At 40.0% G+C, this 24,439-nt stretch carries 19 protein-coding genes; 8 read left to right on the top strand and 11 right to left on the bottom strand.

All coding sequences use genetic code 11. The annotated features are described in order from the left end of the window. The first annotated feature begins 31 nt into the window (after positions 1 to 31). Both rnt and QQK09_RS11435 read left to right on the top strand, forming a co-directional pair. Entirely contained in the window at positions 32 to 646 is a 615-nt protein-coding gene (gene rnt / locus QQK09_RS11430; protein ID WP_284204274.1) for a ribonuclease T, read from the top strand. A 32-nt stretch (positions 647 to 678) separates the two neighbouring features. After that, complete coding sequence (locus QQK09_RS11435) at positions 679 to 2,379, top strand: AMP-binding protein (protein WP_284204275.1); 1,701 nt, start codon at positions 679 to 681, stop codon at positions 2,377 to 2,379. A gap of 87 nt (positions 2,380 to 2,466) precedes the next feature. Here QQK09_RS11435 and fbp (QQK09_RS11440) read toward each other — a convergent pair whose 3' ends face one another. The 3 genes from fbp (QQK09_RS11440) to QQK09_RS11450 form a co-directional block, all read right to left on the bottom strand. Further along, the gene (fbp, locus tag QQK09_RS11440) at positions 2,467 to 3,486 is read right to left on the bottom strand and encodes a class 1 fructose-bisphosphatase (protein ID WP_284204276.1); all 1,020 of its coding nucleotides are present in this window, start codon (positions 3,484 to 3,486) and stop codon (positions 2,467 to 2,469) included. Between the two features lie 421 nt (positions 3,487 to 3,907). Further along, a complete protein-coding gene (gene fbp, locus QQK09_RS11445; RefSeq protein WP_284204277.1) occupies positions 3,908 to 4,912 on the bottom strand; it encodes a class 1 fructose-bisphosphatase in 1,005 nt (334 codons plus the stop codon). Between the two features lie 9 nt (positions 4,913 to 4,921). Then, positions 4,922 to 6,430, bottom strand: a complete 1,509-nt coding sequence (locus QQK09_RS11450) for a DUF3612 domain-containing protein (RefSeq protein WP_284204278.1) — start codon at positions 6,428 to 6,430, stop codon at positions 4,922 to 4,924. 169 nt (positions 6,431 to 6,599) lie between these two features. On the opposite strand from QQK09_RS11450, the gene QQK09_RS11455 reads away from it, so the two are divergent. From QQK09_RS11455 to yghU, 4 genes are all read left to right on the top strand, one after another. Beyond that, positions 6,600 to 8,789, top strand: coding sequence for a malate synthase G (locus tag QQK09_RS11455; RefSeq protein WP_284204279.1), 2,190 nt, complete (start codon positions 6,600 to 6,602; stop codon positions 8,787 to 8,789). 139 nt (positions 8,790 to 8,928) lie between these two features. Next, positions 8,929 to 10,512, top strand: coding sequence for an isocitrate lyase (locus QQK09_RS11460; RefSeq protein ID WP_284204280.1), 1,584 nt, complete (start codon positions 8,929 to 8,931; stop codon positions 10,510 to 10,512). A gap of 401 nt (positions 10,513 to 10,913) precedes the next feature. After that, complete coding sequence (locus QQK09_RS11465; RefSeq protein ID WP_284204281.1) at positions 10,914 to 11,591, top strand: glutathione S-transferase family protein; 678 nt, start codon at positions 10,914 to 10,916, stop codon at positions 11,589 to 11,591. A gap of 48 nt (positions 11,592 to 11,639) precedes the next feature. Beyond that, a complete protein-coding gene (gene yghU / locus QQK09_RS11470; protein WP_284204282.1) occupies positions 11,640 to 12,506 on the top strand; it encodes a glutathione-dependent disulfide-bond oxidoreductase in 867 nt (288 codons plus the stop codon). Positions 12,507 to 12,703: 197 nt separating this feature from the next. On the opposite strand, the gene QQK09_RS11475 is transcribed toward yghU, so the two are convergent. The 3 genes from QQK09_RS11475 to QQK09_RS11485 all read right to left on the bottom strand — a co-directional run bounded on the left by QQK09_RS11475 (position 12,704) and on the right by QQK09_RS11485 (position 15,987). Beyond that, on the bottom strand, positions 12,704 to 13,189 hold the full coding sequence (locus QQK09_RS11475) for a VOC family protein (protein ID WP_284204283.1): 486 nt from the start codon (positions 13,187 to 13,189) through the stop codon (positions 12,704 to 12,706). Positions 13,190 to 13,363: 174 nt separating this feature from the next. After that, positions 13,364 to 15,061 (bottom strand): alkaline phosphatase family protein, encoded by a 1,698-nt coding sequence (locus tag QQK09_RS11480; RefSeq protein WP_284204284.1) that lies wholly within the window; start codon positions 15,059 to 15,061, stop codon positions 13,364 to 13,366. Between the two features lie 77 nt (positions 15,062 to 15,138). Next, the gene (locus tag QQK09_RS11485) at positions 15,139 to 15,987 is read right to left on the bottom strand and encodes a formylglycine-generating enzyme family protein (RefSeq protein WP_284204285.1); all 849 of its coding nucleotides are present in this window, start codon (positions 15,985 to 15,987) and stop codon (positions 15,139 to 15,141) included. 204 nt (positions 15,988 to 16,191) lie between these two features. On the opposite strand from QQK09_RS11485, the gene QQK09_RS11490 reads away from it, so the two are divergent. Both QQK09_RS11490 and QQK09_RS11495 read left to right on the top strand, forming a co-directional pair. Next, positions 16,192 to 17,490: an anaerobic sulfatase maturase gene (locus tag QQK09_RS11490; RefSeq protein WP_284204286.1), complete on the top strand. Its 1,299-nt coding sequence runs from the start codon at positions 16,192 to 16,194 to the stop codon at positions 17,488 to 17,490. Between the two features lie 88 nt (positions 17,491 to 17,578). Beyond that, positions 17,579 to 18,595: a tetratricopeptide repeat protein gene (locus QQK09_RS11495; protein ID WP_284204287.1), complete on the top strand. Its 1,017-nt coding sequence runs from the start codon at positions 17,579 to 17,581 to the stop codon at positions 18,593 to 18,595. Positions 18,596 to 18,648: 53 nt separating this feature from the next. On the opposite strand, the gene QQK09_RS11500 is transcribed toward QQK09_RS11495, so the two are convergent. The 5 genes from QQK09_RS11500 to QQK09_RS11520 all read right to left on the bottom strand — a co-directional run bounded on the left by QQK09_RS11500 (position 18,649) and on the right by QQK09_RS11520 (position 24,437). Continuing rightward, complete coding sequence (locus tag QQK09_RS11500) at positions 18,649 to 19,560, bottom strand: LysR substrate-binding domain-containing protein (protein WP_284204288.1); 912 nt, start codon at positions 19,558 to 19,560, stop codon at positions 18,649 to 18,651. Positions 19,561 to 19,724: 164 nt separating this feature from the next. Continuing rightward, positions 19,725 to 21,107, bottom strand: coding sequence for a hypothetical protein (locus QQK09_RS11505; RefSeq protein ID WP_284204289.1), 1,383 nt, complete (start codon positions 21,105 to 21,107; stop codon positions 19,725 to 19,727). A 1-nt stretch (position 21,108) separates the two neighbouring features. After that, positions 21,109 to 22,839 (bottom strand): VWA domain-containing protein, encoded by a 1,731-nt coding sequence (locus QQK09_RS11510; protein ID WP_284204290.1) that lies wholly within the window; start codon positions 22,837 to 22,839, stop codon positions 21,109 to 21,111. Next, positions 22,832 to 23,875, bottom strand: a complete 1,044-nt coding sequence (locus QQK09_RS11515) for a vWA domain-containing protein (protein WP_284204291.1) — start codon at positions 23,873 to 23,875, stop codon at positions 22,832 to 22,834. The genes QQK09_RS11510 and QQK09_RS11515 overlap by 8 nt, the downstream gene beginning before the upstream one ends. 1 nt (position 23,876) lies before the next feature. Further along, positions 23,877 to 24,437, bottom strand: coding sequence for a DUF4381 domain-containing protein (locus QQK09_RS11520; protein WP_284204292.1), 561 nt, complete (start codon positions 24,435 to 24,437; stop codon positions 23,877 to 23,879). Positions 24,438 to 24,439 lie beyond the last annotated feature (2 nt).

Below are 24,439 nucleotides of genomic sequence, written 5' to 3' on the forward strand. Positions count from 1 at the left end.
ATCCTTCCTCATTTTTGATTATGAGTATTTTATGGAACATTTATTAGCCAAACGCTTCCGTGGTTTTTACCCGGTTATTATTGATATTGAGACGTCTGGTTTAACTGCACAGACCGATGCAATACTAGAGATTGCAGCAATATTTCCTGCAATGGATGAGCAAGGTTATCTATATTGTGCTGATAAAATTCATTTTCATGTGCAGCCTTTTGAAGGTGCAAATCTAGACCCTAAAGCGTTAGAGTTTACTGGAATCGACCCCTTTAACCCATTACGTGGTGCTGTCGATGAACGTGATGCATTAACGGATATTTTTAAATTAGTACGTAAACATCAAAAATTAAACGATTGTAATCGCTCAATCATCGTTGCTCATAATGCCGCCTTTGACCAAGGCTTCATCAATAAAGCAACAGAGCGTTGTAACTTGAAACGAGTACCGTTTCATCCCTTTGCAACATTCGATACCGCCACTATGGCAGGACTTATTTTAGGGCAGACTGTATTAGCAAAAGCATGTGAACAAGCAAATATAGCCTATGATAATAACGAAGCACACTCTGCATTGTATGATACCGAGGTAACCGCTGAGCTGTTTTTTTACATGGTAAATAAATTTAAAGCTCTGGGCGGCTGGCCCGTATAAATCTAACTTATCTTTTTTATTAGTAGGTAAATATGCCATCAAATAGCAATTTAAAAACATTATTAGACATTACAACTCACTCTTTTTCGGCATTTTCTGAATGCACGTTAGTGGCCAATGTGGATGGCGATGAGATCACTTACGCGCAAGCCAAAGAGAAAATGGAGACGTTACAGGAGTTATTGATTTCCCTTGGCATTGAGCAAGGGGACAAAGTCGCAATATGCAGTGAAAATATGCCTCACTGGGGAATCGCCTATTTGGCTATTACCAGTATGGGCGCAGTCGCTGTACCTATTTTGCCTGATTTTCACAGTAATGAAATACATCACATTGTGAAACACTCGGAAGCGAAAGTGATCTTTGTTTCTAAAAAGATGATTAATAAGATTTCAGAGGATGATTTTACATCATCACTGCAATTTGTTATTTCATTAGAGACATTTACACAATTAGACGACTATACGAAAAAATCTGAGTTATTGACCAAAGGTAGTGAGCGATTTGCACAGCTTAAAGCAAAACTGACAAAACCTGAGCAACAAAAAGAAGTAAACGATGTCATTATTTCTGAAGATGACCTTGCCGTTATTATTTATACTTCGGGTACAACAGGTCAGTCAAAAGGGGTGATGTTATCGCATAGAAACCTTGTTTTTCAGATGAAACAAGCAAAAGGTTTAATCGTCATCACTGAAAAAGATCGTTTTTTATCTATTTTGCCGCTTGCACATACACTCGAATGTTCAGTAGGGTTCTTAGTGCCATTCTCTAATGGTGCTTCTGTTTATTACATCAATAGAACACCCGCTCCAAAGATTATTTTAAAGGCAATGGCAACGGTAAAACCAACCTGTATCTTAAGTGTCCCTTTGGTCATTGAGAAGATTTATAAATCTAAGGTGCAAGCAAGCTTCAATAAAAATGCCGTTATCAAGTACCTTTATAATAATGTTGCTTTTGTACGTAAGAAACTAAATAAAATTGCGGGTAAAAAATTACATGAAAGCTTTGGTGGCGAAGTGCGATTTTTTGGCATCGGTGGTGCAAAGTTATCTCCTTTCGTTGAGCAGTTCTTACAAGAAGCCAACTTTCCTTACGCAGTCGGTTATGGACTAACAGAAACAGCACCACTTATTGCAGGTGCGATTCCTGGTAATACGAAAATGGGTACTACAGGTGTCATTGTAGAAGGCATGGAGCATCGCTTTGTTAAATACGGGCAAGAGAGCCATGATGCAGAGTTACATGTACGTGGTCCAAATGTGATGATGGGATATTATAAAGATACAGCACGTACTGAAGAAGTGTTAGATGCTGATGGTTGGTTTAATACCGGTGATCTCGGTTGTATGGATGAAAACGGCGTATTAAGTATTAATGGACGTAGTAAAAATGTGATCATCGGTGCAAGTGGTGAAAATATCTACCCAGAATCAATTGAGTCTGTTTTAAATCAGAATGTGCTTGTTTCTGATTCGTTAGTTTATGAGTTAGACGGTAGGGTAGTGGCTAAAATCCATATCGATTATGACCTTTTTGATGAGACACATAACATTCAAAAGAGCAGTGACTCAGCATTACATACGGAAATATTAACGATTTTGGAAGAGATTAAAAATGAAGCAAATAGTCAGCTTGCTAGCTTTTCAAAAATAGCATCTGTATTTGAACAAACAGAACCTTTTATTAAAACACCTACCAAGAAAATAAAGCGTTTTTTACATATCTAACCTGTAAAAGCGAAACATAAAAAATGCCACACTTGTGTGGCATTTTTGTTTCTGGAGAACTACCCCATATTCACTTAACTAATACGATTAACTTGCTTTAAGAGATGTTTCTTGATGCTCTTCCATCATCGCTTCTGCAGTATCAACCATGTTACTGCTTCCACAGAAGAAAGGAATGCGCTGATGCAGTTCAGTAGGTTGAATCTCTAGAATACGCTGGAACCCATCACTCGCTTTACCACCTGCTTGTTCCATTAAGAATGCAATCGGGTTACATTCATACAACAAGCGTAGTTTACCCTCAGGTGCTGACGCCGTAGACGGGTAGATGTAAATCCCACCTGTTAATAGGTTACGGTGAAAATCAGACACTAGTGAACCAATGTAACGAGAGGTGTATGGGCGCTGTGTTGACTCATCAATCTCTTGGCAGTATTTAAGGTATTTTTTCACACCTTGAGGGAATTTAAGGTAATTACCTTCGTTAATCGAGTAAGTTTTACCCTCTTTAGGTGTTTGCATATTTTGATGTGAAAGATAAAAAACACCAAGAGAGGGATCACATGTAAAGCCATGTACACCATTACCCGTTGAATAAACTAGCATAGTTGATGAACCATAAATCACATAACCTGCAGCAACTTGTTCAATACCTGGTTGTAAAAAATCTTCTAATACAACAGGCGTGCCGATTGGGCTTTTACGCTTGTAGATTGAAAATATAGTCCCCACTGATACGTTCACATCAATATTTGAAGAGCCGTCTAATGGATCCATTAAAACAACGTATTTACTGTTACAGCCTCGCTCCGTGTTGAAAGAGATAAATTCATCTTCCTCTTCTGAAGCGATACCACAGACTTCACCTCGTGCTTCTAATGCAGCTTTGAATTTATCGTTTGCGTATAAGTCCATCTTTTGTTGAACTTCACCCTGAACGTTTTCTACACCGGTACTACCAGTGATATCTGCTAAGCCCGCTTTATTGATTTCACGGTTGACAACTTTTGTCGCCAATTGTATTGCACTTAATAGCAGTGTTAATTCACCACTTGCTTCAGGAAAATCTTGCTGTTTATCTATAATAAACTCGCCTAGTGTGATCATTTTCTCTCCAAATCTCATATATGTTATTGTAATACAAATGATTTATTTTTATTGTAGAGTAAATTATGCATGATGCATAATCAGAACATCTATTTCTGGTGGGGGCTTGCTATTGCGATCATAAAGTTATTTTTGATATTTTTTATGATCTAACAGTGATAGTTAGTGCGTAGGTGTGTACGCCTTTGTAGTGTAAGGTTTAACTTGCTTGAGATCTAGCGTTTTAATGATTTTTATGGCTTGAAAATATAAATTCAATGTACTTTAATAATGACAGGAATGAGTTTTTGTCTTTTGTAAAATTGTTTGAACGATATTTGAGAGTAGTGTCACCATTTTAATTGTAGGACAAATAGGTCGGTCTTGTATTGCTAATCGTTTAGAAATGCCACTAAATAGTGGCATTTAATCGATGTGGCAACTATACCTCAGTGTGTTTTTTCATCATCAATTGTACATCGTCAACCATGTTGTTGCTGCCACAGAAGAAGGGGACACGTTGATGTAATTCAGTTGGCACTATTTCCATAATACGTTTCTCTCCATCTGATGCTTTTCCGCCTGCTTGCTCCATTAAAAAGGCCATCGGATTACATTCATACAGCAAACGTAATTTTCCTTTCGGGGCAGAAGCGGTAGAGGGGTACATATAGATGCCACCTTTTAATAAGTTACGATGGAAATCAGAGACTAATGAGCCAATGTAACGTGAGGTATAAGGGCGATTGGTCGCACTATCTATCTCTTGACAGTATTTTAGATATTTTTTTACACCTAATGGAAACTTCAGATAGTTACCTTCATTGACCGAATAGATCTGGCCATCTTCAGGAATGGTCATATTTTCGTGAGAAAGATAGAATACACCTAAAGAGGGATCACAGGTAAAGCCATGTACCCCATTCCCCGTTGTATAAACTAACATCGTCGATGAGCCATAAATAACATAACCTGCGGCTACCTGTTGGTCACCTGGTTGTAAAAAATCATCTAAAATAACCGGTGCACCGAGTGGACTAATACGTTTGTAGATTGAAAAAATGGTGCCCACAGAAACGTTAACATCAATATTTGAAGAGCCATCTAATGGATCCATCAATACAACATATTTACTGTTACAACCACGCTTATCATCGAAAGCGATAAATTCATCTTCCTCTTCCGATGCAATACCACAGACTTCACCACGTGCTTCTAATGCAGTTTTAAATTTATCATTAGCGTACAGATCCATCTTCTGTTGCACTTCACCTTGCACATTTTCAACACCCGTGGTGCCAATAATATCAGCGATGCCCGCTTTATTTATTTCGCGATTGACCACTTTCGCTGCTAATCGAATAGCACCTAGTAAACTGCTTAATTCACCGCTTGCCTCCGGAAAATCGTTCTGTTTTTCAATAATATACTCACCTAACGTAATCATGCTTCTTCCTTATTGATTGCTATAACAACTTGGGATTCTTGGACAAACTGCACCACGAGCACAAATTAGTTGTGCTTCCTGCTCGATGCCGCGACTTATCCAATTGATATTGAGGATGCGTGCCACACTATTGAGCACTTTTTTAATTTTGGGTGGTATTTTACTGGTACCCCCATTTTCAACGCAGAGTTTTTGTAACTCGTTGACTAACGCAGTGGCGTCATGCCCCTGGGCTGAAATTGCAGGATTTAATTCAATACCCGTACACAATACGTGACTGATACTATTTAAATCCTTTACTTTTACTGATTCGCAGCAATATATTTTTGCGATGCCATTTTCATTTAAAATAGAAAACTGCGCTGCCGTTCCTTGTGATGCTTGATTTAACATACGAAATACTGACCAGTGCTGACAAGGGTCACGTACAACACGCATATTTCCCCAGGGGAGTGGGATACCGTTACCACGATACACCGCTTTTAATTTTCCCTGTGCGTAAGCATCAAAATAGTGCCAATGAGGATAAGCCGATACCGCGGTCATACGTCGCATCACCACCGCCTCTGAGACCTCTATTTTTTTACAAACTGTTATCTCGTAGCCCTCACGGTCAAGTAGTTGGCGAAAGGGGACTTTCGGACAAAGCAGTGCGGTAGCAAAAAAACTACATTCAAAATCACGCCAAGCATGCAAAATATCTTGTGCATCGAGTTGGCTAGAGGAAGGCGGTTGTTCTTTTTGAATATCGTATTGGGTTTGGTCGCCAGCGACCATGATGCTCTTTTCACCATCGCTATTGTGTAAAACGTTATGACCAATATGTACTGCTAACTCATATTTAAGGCGAGTAATGTTATTTTTTAAAATCTTATTCAAATAAACAGTACGCGGGGGTTGGAAGTAGGAGGTCACCACTTTGTTGCTGGCATCGGTGACATTTTCTGCTTCAGGCAAACGAGTAAACCAGTTTATTTTTAGCCCTCTTGATTTACTTATCTCCATTAAATCATCGACGTAAAGCGGCATTTTTTTTAAGCCAACCTCTTCGGCTGCACGTTCTAAATCGGGAAAATGATTTTGATGGTGTTCTTGGTGGGCGCGGATTAGCAGGTGTGCAAACTGTCGACCTGATGTGCCCGTTTGAGAGAGCATTTCTGGAATAGCAATTTGTAATATTTCATTTGAAAACAGGAAGCTAGGTTCGAGCGCCATCCCCTTTATCCCCCCTCGATTGCCTTTATCTGGGGTAATATCATTTGCCTCAGGTGCGTCATCTAAAAACCATTGGCTACTTTTTTGAAAAACCTTCGCGATGACGACCAGCATTTCTTCACTAGGCACTCTTTTTCCGCGTTCAATCATCGAGAGGTAAGAAACTGAAGGCGCGTATTCTGGTTCTAATTTTACACAGCGCGCAGAGAGATCTTCCAGTGTTAAACCGTTACGTTTACGAAGGTTACGTATTTTTGTCCCTAAAAAATGAGACTGTCTGCTCAAGCTTTTTTTAGTTTTCATTTTGTAAAATTTACACTGTGTAATTTCCTTTGTGAAATTATATGAATTTTTTCTCTATAGTTACAACCGTTGAATAACAAATAAACAAAAAGAGTTTGAAAAGTGAGCGGTGAGCGGTTTTTGAACGCTATTTATTAGAAAGCGATTGGCAGTGACCAAGGAGCAAAATATGAATTTACCTCAAGAGAAACAATGTGCAATTAATCCTGCATTTTATCAGTTTATCAATGATGAAATTTTGCCACAAACAACATTAAGCAGTGTCAATTTCTGGTATGACTTTAACTGTTTGATCAGTGATTTTTCAAAAAAGAACAGTGAATTATTAAGCACACGCCATGAGCTACAAACACAGATTGACCAATGGCATAGAGACAACCCTCATTCAGGTAATGAAACGGCAGCAACCGCGTACCGTGAGTTTTTACAAAGCATTAATTATCTAACACCTGATGTTGATGACTTTGAAATTGAAACAACCAATGTTGATCCTGAAATATCAACCATGGCGGGTCCGCAATTAGTAGTACCGGTGAGTAATGCACGTTTTGCATTGAATGCGGCTAACGCTCGTTGGGGCAGTTTATACGATGCTTTTTACGGTACAGATGTGATTGAAAACAGTGGTGAATTTGCAACCGCTGGTGGATTTAATAAGCAACGCGGACAAGCTGTTATTAACAAAGCGAAGGATTTTTTAGACCAACACTTTCCACTGAATCATGGTTCGCATCATGAGGTATCAAGTTATCTTGTTTATTACCAACACCTACTCGCCTTCTTTCCCGACGGCAGTGAAAGTGGTTTAAAAAATGCCTGTCAATTTATCGCCTTTGACGGTTCAAAAAGTGAGCCTAGTTTTCTATTACTGAAAAACAATGGCTTACATATTGGTTTACAAATTGACCGCCACGGTAAAATTGGGTCAACGGACAAAGCTGGCATTGATGATATTCAAGTAGAGTCGGCACTGACCACAATCATTGATTTCGAAGATTCCATTTCGGCTGTTGATAGTGAAGACAAAGTAGCTGCTTATCGTAATTGGTATGGTTTGATGAAAGGTGATCTATCTGCATCATTTACTAAAAATGGCCAGACACTTGAACGTCATCTTAATTATGACCGCTGCTATACCGCAAAATCGGGTGAAATGTACCGTGTACCGGGGCGTTCGTTACTGATGGTACGTAATGTAGGGCACTTGATGGGCACTAATTTAATTCAAGATAGTGAGTGTAATAATGCGCCAGAGGGGATTGTTGATGCATTGATTACTTCATTGATTGGTAGCTTAGATTTGCAAAAAAATGCCAATGATACTTTTAGAAATAGTCACACCGGCAGTATCTATATTGTTAAACCTAAAATGCATGGTCCGGAAGAGGTACGTTTTACCTGTGAGCTGTTTTCACGTGTAGAGAAAATATTAAAGCTACCAGAAAATACCATCAAGGTTGGCATTATGGATGAGGAGCGTCGCACCACCTTAAACCTTAAGCAGTGTATCCATGAAGCGAAATCTCGCGTGGTATTTATCAATACTGGATTTTTGGACAGAACCGGTGATGAGATTCACACCAGTATGGCAGCAGGCGCGTTTTACCCTAAATCTGCGATTAAATTCGAACCTTGGATCAGTGCTTATGAGAATAACAATGTTGAAGTAGGCCTGAAGTGTGGTTTTTCTGGAAAAGCACAAATTGGTAAAGGGATGTGGGCGATGCCAGATGAGATGAGCCAGATGATGAAAGATAAAATCGGCCATCCAAAATCAGGTGCAAATACTGCGTGGGTACCTTCACCGACGGCAGCCACGTTACATGCATTGCACTATCACCAGATTGATGTGTTTGCAGAGCAAAAAAATATTTTAGCGCGTACACCAGCGAAGATGAGTGACATGTTAACCATGCCAGTGATGCCAACGTCGATGCGACTCACTGAGCAAGAGGTGAACAGTGAACTGGAGAACAATATTCAAGGCATTTTGGGCTACGTAGTACGTTGGATAGAGATGGGGGTTGGTTGTTCAAAGGTACCCGATATTAACAATATTGGTTTAATGGAGGACAGAGCTACATTACGTATATCAAGCCAGCATATTAGTAACTGGTTAATCCATAACGTATGCACTAAAGCACAAGTTGATAGCGTGATGACACGTATGGCGAAAGTGGTGGATAAGCAAAACGAAGGGGTTGTGGGTTACCGCCGTATGAGCCCACATTGTCAACAAAGCCTCGCCTTTCAGGCGGCACAAGCTCTTATTTTTGAAGGTGAGTCACAACCAAACGGATACACAGAGCCACTATTACATGCGTATCGGATACTCGCGAAACAACAGGTTTCATCATGATATTCACTTTTAGTCAGGCAAGTGAAAATACTCATAAGGCCATGACTAAAAAGTAATTGAAATTTACAACGGTTTTAAATTTATAACAACCAGCTAATTTAGCTTTTTATATACTACCAATAATGGAATGGAGATTATTATGTCTAATTATCAAAGTGCAATAGAAGCGGTTCAAGCAATTAAAGCAAATGCAGGTAGTGCTTGGGATACTATCAATCCAGAGTCTATCGCTCGAATGAGAGTGCAGAATAAATTTAAGACTGGTTTAGAAATCGCACAATACACAGCAGATATTATGCGTCGTGATATGGCCGCTTTTGATGCTGATAGTTCTATGTATACACAATCACTTGGTTGCTGGCACGGTTTTATTGGCCAACAGAAAATGATTTCTATTAAGAAACATTTTGCTGGTAAAACAGATCGTCGTTACTTGTACTTATCAGGTTGGATGGTGGCAGCATTACGCAGTGAGTTTGGTCCATTACCCGATCAGTCTATGCATGAAAAAACCACGGTAGCAGCTTTGGTTGAAGAGCTTTACACCTTCTTACGTCAAGCTGATGCTCGTGAATTGGGTGGTCTTTTCCGCGCATTAGACGCTGCATCTGAAGGTGATAAAGCAGCGATTCAAGATCAAATTGATAATCATGTAACACACGTTGTACCTATTATTGCCGATATTGATGCTGGTTTTGGTAACGCAGAAGCAACATACTTAATGGCAAAACAGATGATTGAAGCGGGGGCTTGTGCGCTTCAAGTTGAAAACCAAGTCGCCGATGAAAAGCAGTGTGGACATCAAGACGGTAAAGTAACGGTGCCACATGCTGATTTCCATGCCAAAATTCGTGCCATACGCCATGCGTTCTTAGAGCTAGGTATCGACAATGGTATTATCGTTTCACGTACTGACTCTGAAGGTGCCGGTCTTACCAAAGAGATCGCTGTAGTTAAAGAACCTGGTGACCAAGGTGATATTTACAACTCTTACCTTGATGTTGAAGAGATTGACGTAGCAGATATGGCTGAAGGGGATGTATGTTTCAATCGTGATGGTAAGTTAGTGCGCCCTAAGCGTTTACCTTCTGGTTTATACCAATTCCGAGAAGGTACGGGACCTGAGCGTTGTGTATTTGACAGTATCGAAGCGATTAAAGCGGGTGCAGATCTACTTTGGATTGAAACAGCAACACCAAACGTTGCCGATGTGACTGCAATGATGGACGGCGTTCGTAAAGTGATTCCGAATGCTAAGCTTGTTTACAACAACAGTCCATCATTTAACTGGACGTTAAACTTCCGCCAACAAGCCTATGATGCAATGGTTGAAGCGGGTGAAGATGTATCAAACTATGTACGTGCTGATTTAATGAACGTTGAATACGATGACACGGAATTAGGGGCAAGAGCTGACGATAAAATTCGTAGCTTCCAGTCAGATACGTCGCGTGATGCAAACATCTTCCATCATTTAATTACGCTTCCTACTTACCATACTGCTGCGTTATCTACCGATAACCTTGCCAAAGAATACTTTGGTGACCAAGCGATGTTAGGTTATGTTGAAGGCGTTCAGCGTAAAGAGATTCGTCAAGGTATTGCCTGTGTAAAACATCAAAATATGTCAGGATCTGACATGGGTGATGATCACAAAGAGTACTTCGCGGGTGAGAATGCCCTGAAAGCGGGTGGTGCAAAAAACACGTCGAACCAATTCTGATAAAATAAATAGGTTTAAACAAGTTGTTAAATAAAAGCACCTCTTACTTTGTAAGTAGGTGTTTTTTTATTTTCACCTTTACCTCTCTCCTTTAACCCGTTAGCCCTTAACTGGTTGTCTATTATCATTTTGTTGGTTAAACCAAGCCCTAATATTTTGCTGATCAAAAGGACAATTATGACTTGCCCTGCAGGTCACTAGCATCTGAATAAAGTATTTTTTGTTGGGAACGGGTAGACATCAAAGCTACGTAAAAATTACGCAACTAAAAGGTACCGATAAGGGGGGTAATACCTTATTGTTATTACTCATAAACAATTAAAATAGCAATTTTACAACTATATCTTGAACGATCGTTCAAAAGGTGTTTGAATGAAGCTTCATCATATAAGGAGATTTCAATGATTAAGTTTTACTTCCATCCAGCACCGAACCCAATGAAGATTGCCCTTTTTCTAAAGGAGACAGACCTTGCTTATGAATTAATTCCTGTAGACCCATTAAAAGGTGAGCAACATTCGCCTGAATATCGCTTAATTAACCCCAATGGCAAAACCCCTGCTATTGAAGATGATGGCGTTCGTGTTTTCGATTCAAATGCAATCTTGCTTTATCTAGCGCAGAAAACGGGTAAATTAGCGGGTAAACCTGAACACCAAGGTGAGTTGCTTTCATGGTTAATGTTTATTGCTTCAGGTCTTGGCCCCTTTTCAGGGCAGTCCGTACACTTTAGACATGCTGCACCAGATAATCTCGATTATGCACTTAATCGTTATTTACGTGAGGCGCAACGCCACTATCAAGTCTTAGAAGATCACCTTGTAGGTCGTGATTATATTGTTGGTGATGAATACTCTATTGTAGATATCTCGGCATGGGGATGGATTGATAAAGCCACGGTTGTATTAGGCGAAGAGGGTCTTACCCCTTATCCTAATTTGAAGCGTTGGTTTGAAAGTGTTAATAGTCGACCTGCCGTTGAGCAAGCTCGCCAGATTGCAGAGGGTATCGAATTTAAAAAGGAGTTTGATGAACAAGCAAAGCGTGCTTTTTTCCCATCAAACTACCCAGAGTCGTAATTTTACCGAGTACGGTAGGCACTAATTTTAATCGTTAATGGAGTTAATATGAGCAAACAATACACACCACCAAAAGTTTGGGTTGATAATACAAAAGGCGGGAATAAATGGGCGAGTATTAATCGCCCTGTCTCAGGCGCAACCCATGCAAAGCCGCGTCCCACTGGGAACAACCCATTACAACTGTATTCATTAGGTACGCCTAATGGCCAAAAAGTAACTATTTTATTAGAGGAGTTATTAGCTTTAGGCATCAAAGAAGCGGAATACGATGCTTATTTGATTAATATTGGTGAGGGAGATCAGTTCTCTTCTGGCTTTGTTGATGTTAATCCAAACTCTAAAATTCCAGCTTTAGTGGATAACTCCAATGATGATGAAATAAAGGTATTTGAATCAGCGTCTATTTTGGTTCATTTAGCGGAAAAGTTTGATCAATTTTTACCAAAGCAGGGTAACGAACGCACACAAACCTTTAACTGGTTGTTCTGGGCGCAAGGTTCGGCTCCCTTTTTAGGTGGAGGTTTTGGCCATTTTTATGCATATGCAGATGAAAAGTTTGAATATCCTATCAACCGTTTTGCGATGGAAGCAAAGCGTCAGTTAGATGTGTTAGATAAACAACTTGCTAAAAATACCTATGTGGCTGGTGAGCAATATAGTATTGCCGATATGGCTATTTTCCCGTGGTATGGGAAGTTGGTATTAGGTGCTTTATATGATGCGGCAGAGTTTTTGCAGGTTGAAAGTTATACCCAAATTATGCGCTGGGCTAAAATGCTTGAAAAAAGAGAAGCGGTGCAACGTGGTAGTATCATCAATCGTAGCTGGGGGGAAGAATGGGAGCAAGTGCCTGAGCGTCATAGTAAAGCTGATGTTGATAAGGTACTGAAACTAAAGCCATCAAATAGTTAAATATGTCAGCTCACGGTGCTGTTTAGGATTTAGCTCTCTCTTTCTTGTTTAAACTAACAAGCTAGATCAAAGACTGATGCGGGTTGTTATAAACCAATACTTATATTAACTATGCTATAAAAAAGCAGCCCTATCGTAATGATAGTGGCTGCTTTTTAAATTATTCAGCGCTCTCTTAAGAAGCTGCAATAATAGATTTATTCATATTCAGAAGAGTATGTTTCTGAATATGTGTGTGAGTAAAGCTCAAGCAAGTTACCAAACGGGTCTTCTAAGTAAACCATTTTGTAAGGACGGTTTTCATCTTCTGGATGGTAGCGCATTGTATCCATACGTGCTTTACCACCAAACTGTGTCACTTTCTCAATCACGCCTTCAAAGTCATCTGTTTCTAATGCGTAATGGAAGATACCAATTTTAGTAAAATCAACAACATGGCGTTGTTCACGATCAACCATCTCAAAAAGTTCAAAACCGATACCATCTGATGTGACTAGGTGAGCGATATTAAAGCCCTTAAAGCCTTCACCAAATACTTCGATACACATTCTGCCAATAGCTGTTTGTTTCTCTTCAATCACTTTAGAGTTACCCATTACGATATCAAGACCTAGTGCTTTAGTATAAAATTCTACCGCTTGGTCCATATCGCCAACCATAATACCTACATGACTCATTTTCATAATAATCTCTCTTTCAATTAGTTGCTTGTTTGTTTTGATGGGAGAAGTATATGGGGAAATGTGTGTTATTTAAAATTATCAAATGGAATGATTTTGAAAATTTTTTGTAATCTAATGCGTGTTTGTGATTGTAAAGCCCAACACCTAACATGCCGGGCTTACCTGAATTATTATTTACTTACTTACCTCTTCAAGAACGTCACCCGTTGCGCCGCTCGGCAAGGTGATACGTAGTTTATTTGAAAGAGTAGGGGCGATATCGTAGGGGGTAACCTCACGATCAATACGTTGCCCTTTAATATCGTAACCAGCAAAAATAATCGGCACATGTGTATCGTATCGCCACGGAGAACCATGTTTTGATGCGATCACTAAGCCCTCTAAGTCATTAATATATTTGCGTGGTGCAAAAACAATATACACGTCACCAGAGCGTTGTGGATGATGATTATTAATAACTAATTGGCCTGCTCGACTTTGCGGTACTCGGTTTGTTTCTATATTGCTGCTAGTGATCGCCATCTCAACGCCTTCTACTTTCATCACTTCTTCTGCAATCGCGGCTTGTACATCAGCAAGTACTAACTTTTTCTTCGCAATTAAGTCACGATTTAAGTAGATATAGGGATCTGAAAACAGTGTGATAGCATCTTCACCTAAATTAAACTGCTCTTTTAAACGTTTCTTAACGCCTAGCGTTAGCAAATTATCAGCATCAAAATAACCCGCTTCATGATAGCCAATCTCGTGTGCGTGCGGCGCTATTTCTGGTACACCATGATCTGCGGATAATACAATTAAGGTGTTTTCTAAGCCGACTTGTTGATCCAGGTGATTAAAAAAGTCTGCTAACGTTTTATCTAATCGCAATAAATTATCTTCAGTTTCGAGGCCATTAGCACCAAACATATGTATCACGTAATCATTAGATGAAAAACTTACCGCTAAAAAGTCGGTGTGTTTGCCTTTGCCTAATTGCTCTTCTACCATCAGCTTTTTAGCAAAATCAGCTGTCAGTTCGTCACCCGCAGGGCTTAAAGTGAGTTTGGTGGTGAAATATTTGCTATCACCTTCGCCATAGGGGTGGGGGAAGGTGTTATGAAAACCAGCGAGTTCAATTTTATGGTCATGAGAGGTGTTTATTAACGTGTAATCACTCTTAGGTAGGCTCAATTGCCAGCTTTTATCTGCATATTGTTGTGCTAGTTGCTGCTCATTCCAATCATTTACCCACTGTGGGTATTGATTATAATAATAGTTGCTGGTGGCAAACTCACCCTGCGCTTTAGAAAACCAAAAAGCTTTACCTGTATGACCCGCAAGCGAAATGGCACCGCGATCTTTAATAGAAACGGAAAAAACTTTCGATTGACCATTGGTTGATAACATTAATTCATCTGCAAAGGTGGTGGTCAGCATCGGAATGGGGGAGCGACCGTCCATTAATGCGGTCTTTTGCGTTGGGTCTATCTCCGTTGCTTTATCAACACCAGAGCCTGCGTTAAGCATATGATAATCGGCATCTTCGACATTATATACTAAGCGCTCTAGTGTTCGGTCAAACCACACATTACCAACCATACCATGGACGCTTGGTGTGGTGCCTGTGGCAAGGGAAACATGACCAACAATCGTTTCGGTATTACTGTGTTGAAAATGTGCATTGGTATAATGTGTTCCCTCGTTAAGTAGGTACTTAAAACCTTTCTCTGAGAAGTTGTGTTTATAGCGATCCAGTAGATCACCACGTAATCCGTCAACGGTAATTTGCACTACAAGCTTAGGTGTCGCAGGGTTAGCTAATACAGAAAAAGAGCTAACACTCGCGATAGCGCAGGCTAGCGTTAACACTGGAAATTTCAGCTGATCCATGATCCATTCCTTAATAAAATAAGTAATTATTAGTTATAAAAAAGTGTCTAATGAAGTAACCATAAGACAGTTGGGCATTAATTAGCGTCTTTTGCTAAACGTAGCCCTAAATCGGACATTAAAATTGATTGGCTAGCAAAATCACGACGGAAATTTTCTGATTCATTGGCGTCATAAGCAAAGCTGCTACCACGTGTGGTTTTGTGCGTGAGGTTAACATCTGAATGCTGGGCATTACTCGGATTGTGTTTTGGTGAGTAGCGATAAAATAACTCATCAAATTGATCGATGACAAATTCGCCCACGTTACCCGTCATATCATATAATCCAAGTTCATTTGGTTTCTTAAGGCCTACTGGTTGAGCGCGGTTATTTGCGTTTCCGGCATGCCATGCGACATCATCAATATTGTTTGAACCGCTGTATGTATAACCTTTAGAGTGATTTCCTCCTGTGGCTGCAAACTCCCACTCTGCTTCAGTTGGCAAGCGGAAATTATCTCCTGTTAATTCATTTAAGCGCTCAACAAAATAAACCGCTTGTTGCCAACTAAGGTTATTAACAGGGGTGTTTGGATCAACAAAGAAACTGTTTGAACCACCCATTACCGACTCAAATAAAGCTTGAGTTACTTCATATTTAGCGATGTAAAAACTATCGACACTGACTTCATGTGCTGGCTGCTCAGATTTTTTTGCTGTCTCTGAATCAGATCCCATCATAAATGTTCCACCTTCAACTAATACCATCTCTTGCATAATCGCAACAGACACTGGGTGGTTTGAAGTTTTCTGAGACAGCGAGCTACAGCCACTGATCAATAAGATTGTTACTGCACTCAATAGATTAAATATCATCAATCGACTGTTACCTATTATCCATGAAGAGGTTGTGGGCTGATCATGATGGGTAGTAGCTGTGTTCATTGTGAACCCTTTTTATAAGCAATTTGTTAGAACGCCAATTATAGGCGGCTTTGTGCATCTGATAAGCAAACTTTTGGTTATATTAGGTATAGCTAAATTGCCCTTAAATCTGCGAGGTGAATAGCTTACAATTTAACCTAATCGAAACAGGCTATAAAAATATTAATAAGGCTTGCTCAGTAAATGCAATTAAGAGGTAATGATATGAATTTAATTAAACCGGTCCAGTTTAATGGTAAAGCTTCCAAGCGCATGCATGTGATGGCTAAACCTATCGGGGCGGTGTGTAATATCGACTGTGATTATTGCTATTACTTGAGTAAACAAGATCTATTAGCCTATAAAAAAGGGTGTTCGCCAGAAATGGATGAAGCACTACTTGAAACATACATTAAACAATACATAGAGCAGCAAAACACACCTGAAATTATTTTTTCTTGGCAGGGCGGAGAACCCACACTGTTAGGAGTTGATTATTTTAAAAAAGTGGTTGAGTTTCAACACAAATATTGTCCACCGGGTGTGGTTATCTCAAATGATTTACAGACTAACGGTACGTTACTCAACGATAAATGGTGTGAATTTTTAAAAGCTAATAACTTTCTAGTTGGTTTGAGTATTGATGGCCCTGAGTTAATGCATAATACTTATCGCACTAATCGTGCTGGGCGTGGCACCTTTAAACAGGTGATGGCCGGTGTGGCGTTATTGCATAAATATAAGGTTAGATTTGCGACGTTAACCTGTGTCAATAATGTCACGGGGCAGAGCCCGCTTGAAGTGTATCGATTTCTACGTGATGTGGTTAAGTCGCCACAAATGCAATTTATTCCAATTGTTGAGCAAAAAACATTTCGTACAGATGCACCACAAACCGATGCAGAAAAAATTCAATATCGTCAAGGTGATAACCGCCTTATCCCAGGTGATCAAGACTCAATCATGGAGCCATGGTGTGTTTCAGATGAAGCATGGGGGAATTTTTTAGTTGTCGTTTTCAATGAATGGGTCATGAATGACTTTGGCAAGGTGATGGTGCAATACTTTGAAGCCAGTGTTGAAGCGTGGATGGGTAATAAGAATCCATTATGCACATTAGGCGAGCTGTGCGGTAAAGGACTTGCGTTAGAGCCTAATGGTGATGTTTTTGCCTGTGACCATTATGTCTATCCTGAGTATAAAATAGGTAATATTAATGAGACTCCACTTGATAAAATGGCATTCTCAAAACAGCAGCAAGCGTTCGGTTTTTCAAAATCACGTGATATGAACTCACAATGTAAACAATGCGATTACCAATTCGCTTGTTATGGTGAGTGCCCTAAAAATCGCTTTATTAGCAATCGAGCGGGTGAACCTGGCCTTAACTATCTGTGCGCAGGATGGAAGAAATTTTTTGCACATATTGATAAGCCACTTGCGCATATTTTACGCCATACAGGGCATCCCGTCGCACATGGCAAGTATAACGATAAAGTGATGATGGCTGCGGCTGAGCAATAATAATATTTGGCAATTATTAACAATCCGCGGTCCATTTATAACGTTGATCCGCGCTTGATTTATTAGATCTATATTTAAGGTACGTATTATGAACCCTCGTCTACCCGCATTTGCATCAGGATTACTTACTTCAGCCTTTGTACTGATGCTAAGCATGAGTTTACCGTTAGGTGCTGAAGAGTTACAAACACAGGAAAATAATGTGAATGTTACGCCAGAAAGCATGGCTTTTGTTGCACAAAATAGTAATGAATCGATTGAAAATCGAGTACAAGCCTTAAATTTTATTAGCCAACACCCTAATCAAAACAGCCTAGTCGCAGCGGCTCGTGGGCTTAAAGATGAGAATGCGATGATTCGCGAAGCAGCGATTGGTGCTGTGGCGCCTTACCCGTTAGCGCATCGTTATCGTATGGTTTCTCCTTTATTAGCAGCTGAAGAATCATCGGTTCGAAGTGCAGCGATAATACATCTGCTTAAAGATTTTGAGCAGTTACAAATGGGCCAACAAGCAAATGTGCGTGCTCAAGCTGATGAATTAATTACACAGCTGATAGATGATCAATCTTATACGCAGCAGTTATTATTGGCAGATATTTATCGTTGGACGTTTCGCTATCAATCAGCACAAGCCATATATGAAAATCTATTAACCTATGATCAAAAGAGTGTCGCGTTATTTTTGAGTTTTTCACATAATTATTACGCACAAGGGAAAAACCAGGAAACATTAGATATTCTCGAAAAAGGTATCCAATTTGATAATGAAGACGCTACATTACATTATGCTAAAGCATTAGCATTAGTTCGATTACAGCAAAAGGAGGTCGCAGCAGAATCGATGAAAATCGCGACTGAGCTAGCCCCTGATAATGCTTATTACTGGTATCTAAATGGTGTTTTGCAGGAGCCATTAGAAATCGAACAATCAATTAAATCATTTGAGAAAGCTTACCTTATCTCTGGTTCTCCGGAAAATTTATATGCCATGTGTGATATTTATATTCGTAATGCACATCAAAACACTGAGCAGTGTATTACGGCCTTAGCTGAAATAGCTCCACAAGAGGTCGTGGATGGTTTACGCCAACAGCAAGGTCAGTAACAGCTAAAGCATGGCAAGTAACCGCTTGTCATGCTTTGCTATTTTTATGCATGTTATTTACTGTTTTTAAATAAAACACCTTGTTGTATCAGTAACTCCTTAAGCCATGCATGCCCAGGATCATTGTCTCTAGAAGGGTGCCAATAGAGATTGATACTCAGATGTTTTTTTGCAAGTGGGAGAGGAAAATACTTAACGTCATAAATAGGTAAATATTTTTCCACTATTGCTTTTGAACATAAAGCTAACAGATCAGTTTGTTCAACAATGGGCAGACATTCAGTAATCGCACTACTTCGATAGGCCACTTTACGAGAATTTAATTCTGATATATGGGCTGAACTCATCATACTACTTCGTACTTGCCACCCTGAAACAACGGTGTGCTCTTCAGCTAAGAATTGCGCTAAGGTCATCTCATCATTAATTCTTGGATGATCTTTATTCATGATGGCCACAATTTCTTCATCAAATAAGTGGTGTGTGTTGATGAAAGAGGGGGAAAAATGCTCAGCATCAATAACAAAATCATAGCGTTGTAAACGCAAATCCAGTTCAGTGTCTTTTGAAAATTTGGGGTGGATTTCAAAATGTATATTAGGGGCTAGCGTTCGGAGGTGGCTGAACACAAAGGGTAAAAATGTATGCCCAAGGCCTGAGATCACCGCAAAAGAGTAAACGCGTTCAGCGGTTGCAGGATCAAAACCGCCATTAACATTAATGGTGCTTGTGTAATTGGATAATGCAGCTGACATTGCGGGATAAATATCCATTGCACGCGGCGTCGGCAGCATCGCGCTACTATCACGTAAAAATAATGAGTCATTATAAATATCACGTAAGCGCTTGAGTGCTTTGCTTACCGCAGGCTGGGTGATGCCTAAACGCTCTGCCGATTTGGATAAATTACGCTCTTCATATATGGCTACAAATATTGGTATAAGATTTAAGTCGGTATTTTTCATTTTGTGCTTCTGCCTGTGAGCTATGAACACACTAATCATAAACTATTTACACATACCAATCACAGTAAATAGCGGATCTATTTTGCGAGTTAAAACAACTAACTTCTAAGTTGTAAGTGTCACAAAGTGAACAACTATGTGCATCAACTTACGTTAATTATCTTTTAGTCTTTATTGTCGGTTATTTTAATCTCTTTTGATAATTGTGGTAGTGCGCGAGGTAGCAAAATCGCCCAGATAGACCTGCGCTTTTTCGACCCGCTTTTGTCCTCTTTATTGTTAACGGAAAACCACAATTGATATGCTAATTTAATTTGTCGCTTATCAGTTTGGATAGGCTGACAAATACGCTTTTGCAGAGCCATAACGTTGTGTTGCTGTTGGTTTTCGATACCTTCACTCAGTGTTACCTGCTGATTGCTATGGCGCACTTTTTGATACAGTAGGATCAGTAGTTGAGGCCAAGCTTTTGCGTTGACCGCTTTGAAATATAACCACCAACGTGGTTTAACGTGGTGCTGATAATGCTTTATTGTCCCTAGAATAAGTAGCACTAAAGCGATGACTAATATCGTGATCATAATTAAGGCGTTGCTATAAGCTGCTAACCAAGAGCTGAAGGTGTGTTGAACCATTAGGTGTTGCCCACTTATTACCTGTTGTTTCATTTCATTATTTTTTGTATCCCACCATTGAATCGTCACATCAGGTAAGGTGATTTCTCCCCCTTTTTGCAGAATATAAGTGTGTTGATCGGTTCGTTTTGCTAAATAATGACCACGTTGCTCTGTATCTTCAAGTTGAGGAGGTGAGTGATAAGTCTGCAATTGTTCATTTGCTTGTTGTGGTAAAGAGTTTGGTAATAATACTGACAAACTATCGGTGGCATGAATGGTGATGCTACGTGTAATACTGTCGCCAACATGTAAGGTGACATTCGATTGTTGCCATTGCTGCTTGATATTAATATCAGAGGCACTAAACCACGGGCTATTCACTTGCCTAGCATCGGGTAACGTAACAGAAAATTGTTGTGTTTGGCTGGTAATTTTTCCTGCTGTTTTTTTATTTTTAGGTGACATCACTTCAATGTTTAAATCCAAAGCGGGCACTTCATAATACCCCGGTGCCTGTGCTAATAAGGATATCTGCCATAATTGGAAATACCACGTTTCACCCTTTATTCGTTGAGTAGTATTAACTGAGAACTGTTCACGTTGACGACTCATTACATTGGGTAACTCAAGCGCAGGTATTTGTGTCCCTGCTGTAAACCAGCGGTTAGTTCCTAATTTTATATTTAAAATAATCTGTTCACCAACGACAGCGCTGAGTTGATTGTTATCCTTGTACTTATCTGAGTTTGGTTTATTTGAGCTCGTTTCTGTAGTCAACCAAGTATCGACAGTTAATAACTGCTGCTTGTGTAAATCACTGATAGTCATTGCCAAAGCTGTTGGGGCGCTTAATAACATTATTGATAACACTAAAATACACAGGGTTAAACGAGCAATAAGCTGAGTAATGATGGGCAATGAACGTCTCATATTATTGATCCTCACTGAATTGTGACTGTAGCTGTAAATAAAATTTAGCTTGTAAAAAACGTGTTGGATCCGCTTCAACGCGGTTTAACCATTTATTGGCTAACTCTTCACTACCCAATATTTCGCGAGCATTTAAGGTTTCTTTATGCAGTACTTCTTGTGGTGCAATCTCTTCAAATCCATCGGAGGTGATAGGATCCTCTTTATCTAATTCAAATGACTCTTCAAGGCCATCTGTTGTGCCTTTCTGGCTCTCACTATAACGATTGATATCATCAATAATCTTCTGAATAGCTGCTAAGTTATTGCTGACATCTGCCCGTAATAAAACGTCAGATTCACGTGGTGCTTGATCCATCTGCTTACCCAGATCAACTAATAAGTTTCTTGCCGCAATATATTCACGTTGCCTTGCGAGTGCATTACCGGCATATAAAAGGCTTTGTGGTGTAGGCTGTTGCATGAAACTGATTTGGGCTGCTTTAAATTGAGCTGCATAATAATAGGCGATACCTTTGAGAAAAGGGTCTTGATAATGTTGCGCGGCTTGTAAATACTGTTTTTTATGTAAGGCGCGATCCCCTTGCTGATCGGGTGTTAGCCATAGGTCAAACCAAGCTTGCTGTGTGGTTTGCCATATTGTTGTAGTGAGAGTGGCATTTTTTTGTTCCCGTTGTTGTACTTCAACAGGCATTGTTTGTTGCTGTAATAGAGCACCCTCTGATGCATGAACAGGTGTGGGCATCAATAGGCTATTACCCGCAATGACTAATACTACCGACCAGTTAACCAACCAACCTTTTCTAAACCATAACAACAGTAACAACGACATTGGAAACAGCAGGTAATAGCCCATATCTTGCCAAGGCATCATGCTATCGCTAGCAATTTCCATATGACGTGCAATCTGCTTTGCAAGGGCTTGCACATCTTGGTCATCCACTGAGATTAATCTTAGGCTCGCATCGGTTTTATTAGCTAACTCTTGAAGTGATCTGACATCAAGTGGCAGGGTCGCTTCACGCTGTGTATCGCCAACACCGAGTATTAAGAGCTGGTGGGGGGAGTTACTAAAATAATCTTGGTAAGCATTAATCGCCGTTGGCACCATGCCATCGGTGATTAATAAAATACTCGCACCTTTCTGTTCTGATAATAATGTATCGATCAGGGGTAGCGCCTGTTGTGCTTGTTTACCCTCTATCGGCATTATTTCAGGAGAGAGTGCACTAACAAAGGGGGTAAATACTTGCTTATCTGCTGTTAATGGCATCACCACATGTGCCGAGCCTGCATAAGCAATTAACCCCGTTCGTCCACCATCTCGTTGCTCAATTAAGTCTATTATTTTATGCTGAGTGCGAATTAAACGATTTGGTGCGACATCTTTTTCAAGCATCGACTGACTTAAGTCAACCACTACCAGTAATGCTGCTTTATCTTCGTTAAAAGGAGAGTCATAACGTGTCCAAGTCGGCCCTGCGCTACTGACAATAGCAAGTAACAATAGTACTGTGAGTAGTTTAAGTGGCAGACGTTTTCGCCAGCCTAGCTCGCCAACGGTTAACGCTTTGTGTAAATGTTCGGGTAAAACTTGCTCAGATTGTTCGCCATTACTGCGCTGCCAGCGTACAGCAATAATGAGTGCCAGTGGTAAAATGAGTAATAAAAGCATGGGCCGAATAAAATGAAAATTTGCCGACAATAAACTGACAAAAGAGTAATCAAACATGTTGCTCTCCCTGATGTTTACTGGTTTTACGTGTCTTTATTTTTTGTATTAATAAGCTCAGGCTAAAAGCGGATAAATAAAGCAACACAATGACGATCACCAAGTAGTGATGCAAGGTGTGTGTGATTTGATAACTGGTGCTGTTGAACAGTTGTGGTTCAAGCTCAGAGATAGTCTGGTACGCTTGGTCTAATTGCTGTTTATCGAGTGCTTTAAAGGTTTGCCCGCCTGTTTCTTGGGTAATTCGATCGATGGTTTGCATATCTAATGCTTGTTCGCCAACCGTTGCGGGGTCTCCCATTGCAATAACATGTACGCGGATACCTTTTACGGCTGCAACTTTTGCAGCATCGATAGGGCTGACAAAGCTGCCCGTATCATTACCGTCGGTTAATAAAATGACTACTTTTTCTCTGTTTTTTTGTTGATTGCTTTTATCTTGCTCGGCTTGTTCAAAGACTTTTATTGCCAGGCCTACAGCATCCCCCAAATGGGTACTTTGTCCTGCCATACCGGTATCCGATTGTACTAATAATGTTTGCCATACCGCGATATCTGCAGTGAAAGGGGTTTGTAGGAAAGCAGCATCAGCAAACAAAATTAATCCTAAGCGGTCGCCTTGTCGCGACGCAGAAAAATCTTGCAAAACGTGTTTAGCTGCGTCAATGCGTGTACTTTTATTACCCTCGCTATCAACGAAGTCAGCTTCATTCATGGATCCCGATAAATCGAGAACAATCATCACATCACGCCCTAATTGCTCGCGTAATTGCGGCGCACTTAACTGGGTTGGTTTAGTCATCGCGAAGACTAAACAGATCCAAGTAAATACCAACAGGGTTCGTTGCCACAAGTTCGCTTTAAGCATGCTTGCACCTTCACTGGGTTTCTCATTGAGTGTGTCGATCAGAGTCTTAAAAAAGGGAACTTTCAACGCAGTTTTCTTGGTTTTATAAGCATTGCTAAAACGCATCACCAGCAATGGTAGAGGCAACAATAACAATAACCAAGGATATGTGAGTTCAAGAGAAGACATGTTATTGCCCCTTCAATAATTGCAGTGGTTTAAAAGAAAATTGATTTTTATGATGCTTAAGCCAGTGTTGGCTTTGTTTGTTTAAGCGGTGGATATCATCATGACTTAAATTTACATTCGGATTATATAAACTATTGATCCAACGCTGTCCTAATTCACTCTGCCATGTGTTGCTTTTAATTAACCGATCCAAATGAACTAACACAGCGTTATCAGCTAAGGTTGCAGAGTGCGGCTCGAGATAAAATAACACCTGTTTAAGGGTATAAAAATGTTGTTCCGCCGCGGTCTGATTAATGACTGATTCTGCTTTCGTCTGACTATTTTTTTTATTAGACATGATAATTTGAAGTGCTGTTAGTGCTTCACGGCGATACCTATTTTTCCAAACATGGCGTAATGTAATGAGCACCATTACTATGCTCATTAAGCTTAACAACGTGAGTACATACCACCATCCTATTGGTAGATGGTCAATTCCCGGCCACCATGAAACTGCATCACTGGTCTGGACCTCGATAAGGTCACGTAAAATATAGGTTGATGGAGGTGTATGCGGCATTG

This window comes from Psychromonas marina, assembly GCF_030161115.1.
GTDB classification, from domain to species: domain Bacteria; phylum Pseudomonadota; class Gammaproteobacteria; order Enterobacterales; family Psychromonadaceae; genus Psychromonas; species Psychromonas marina.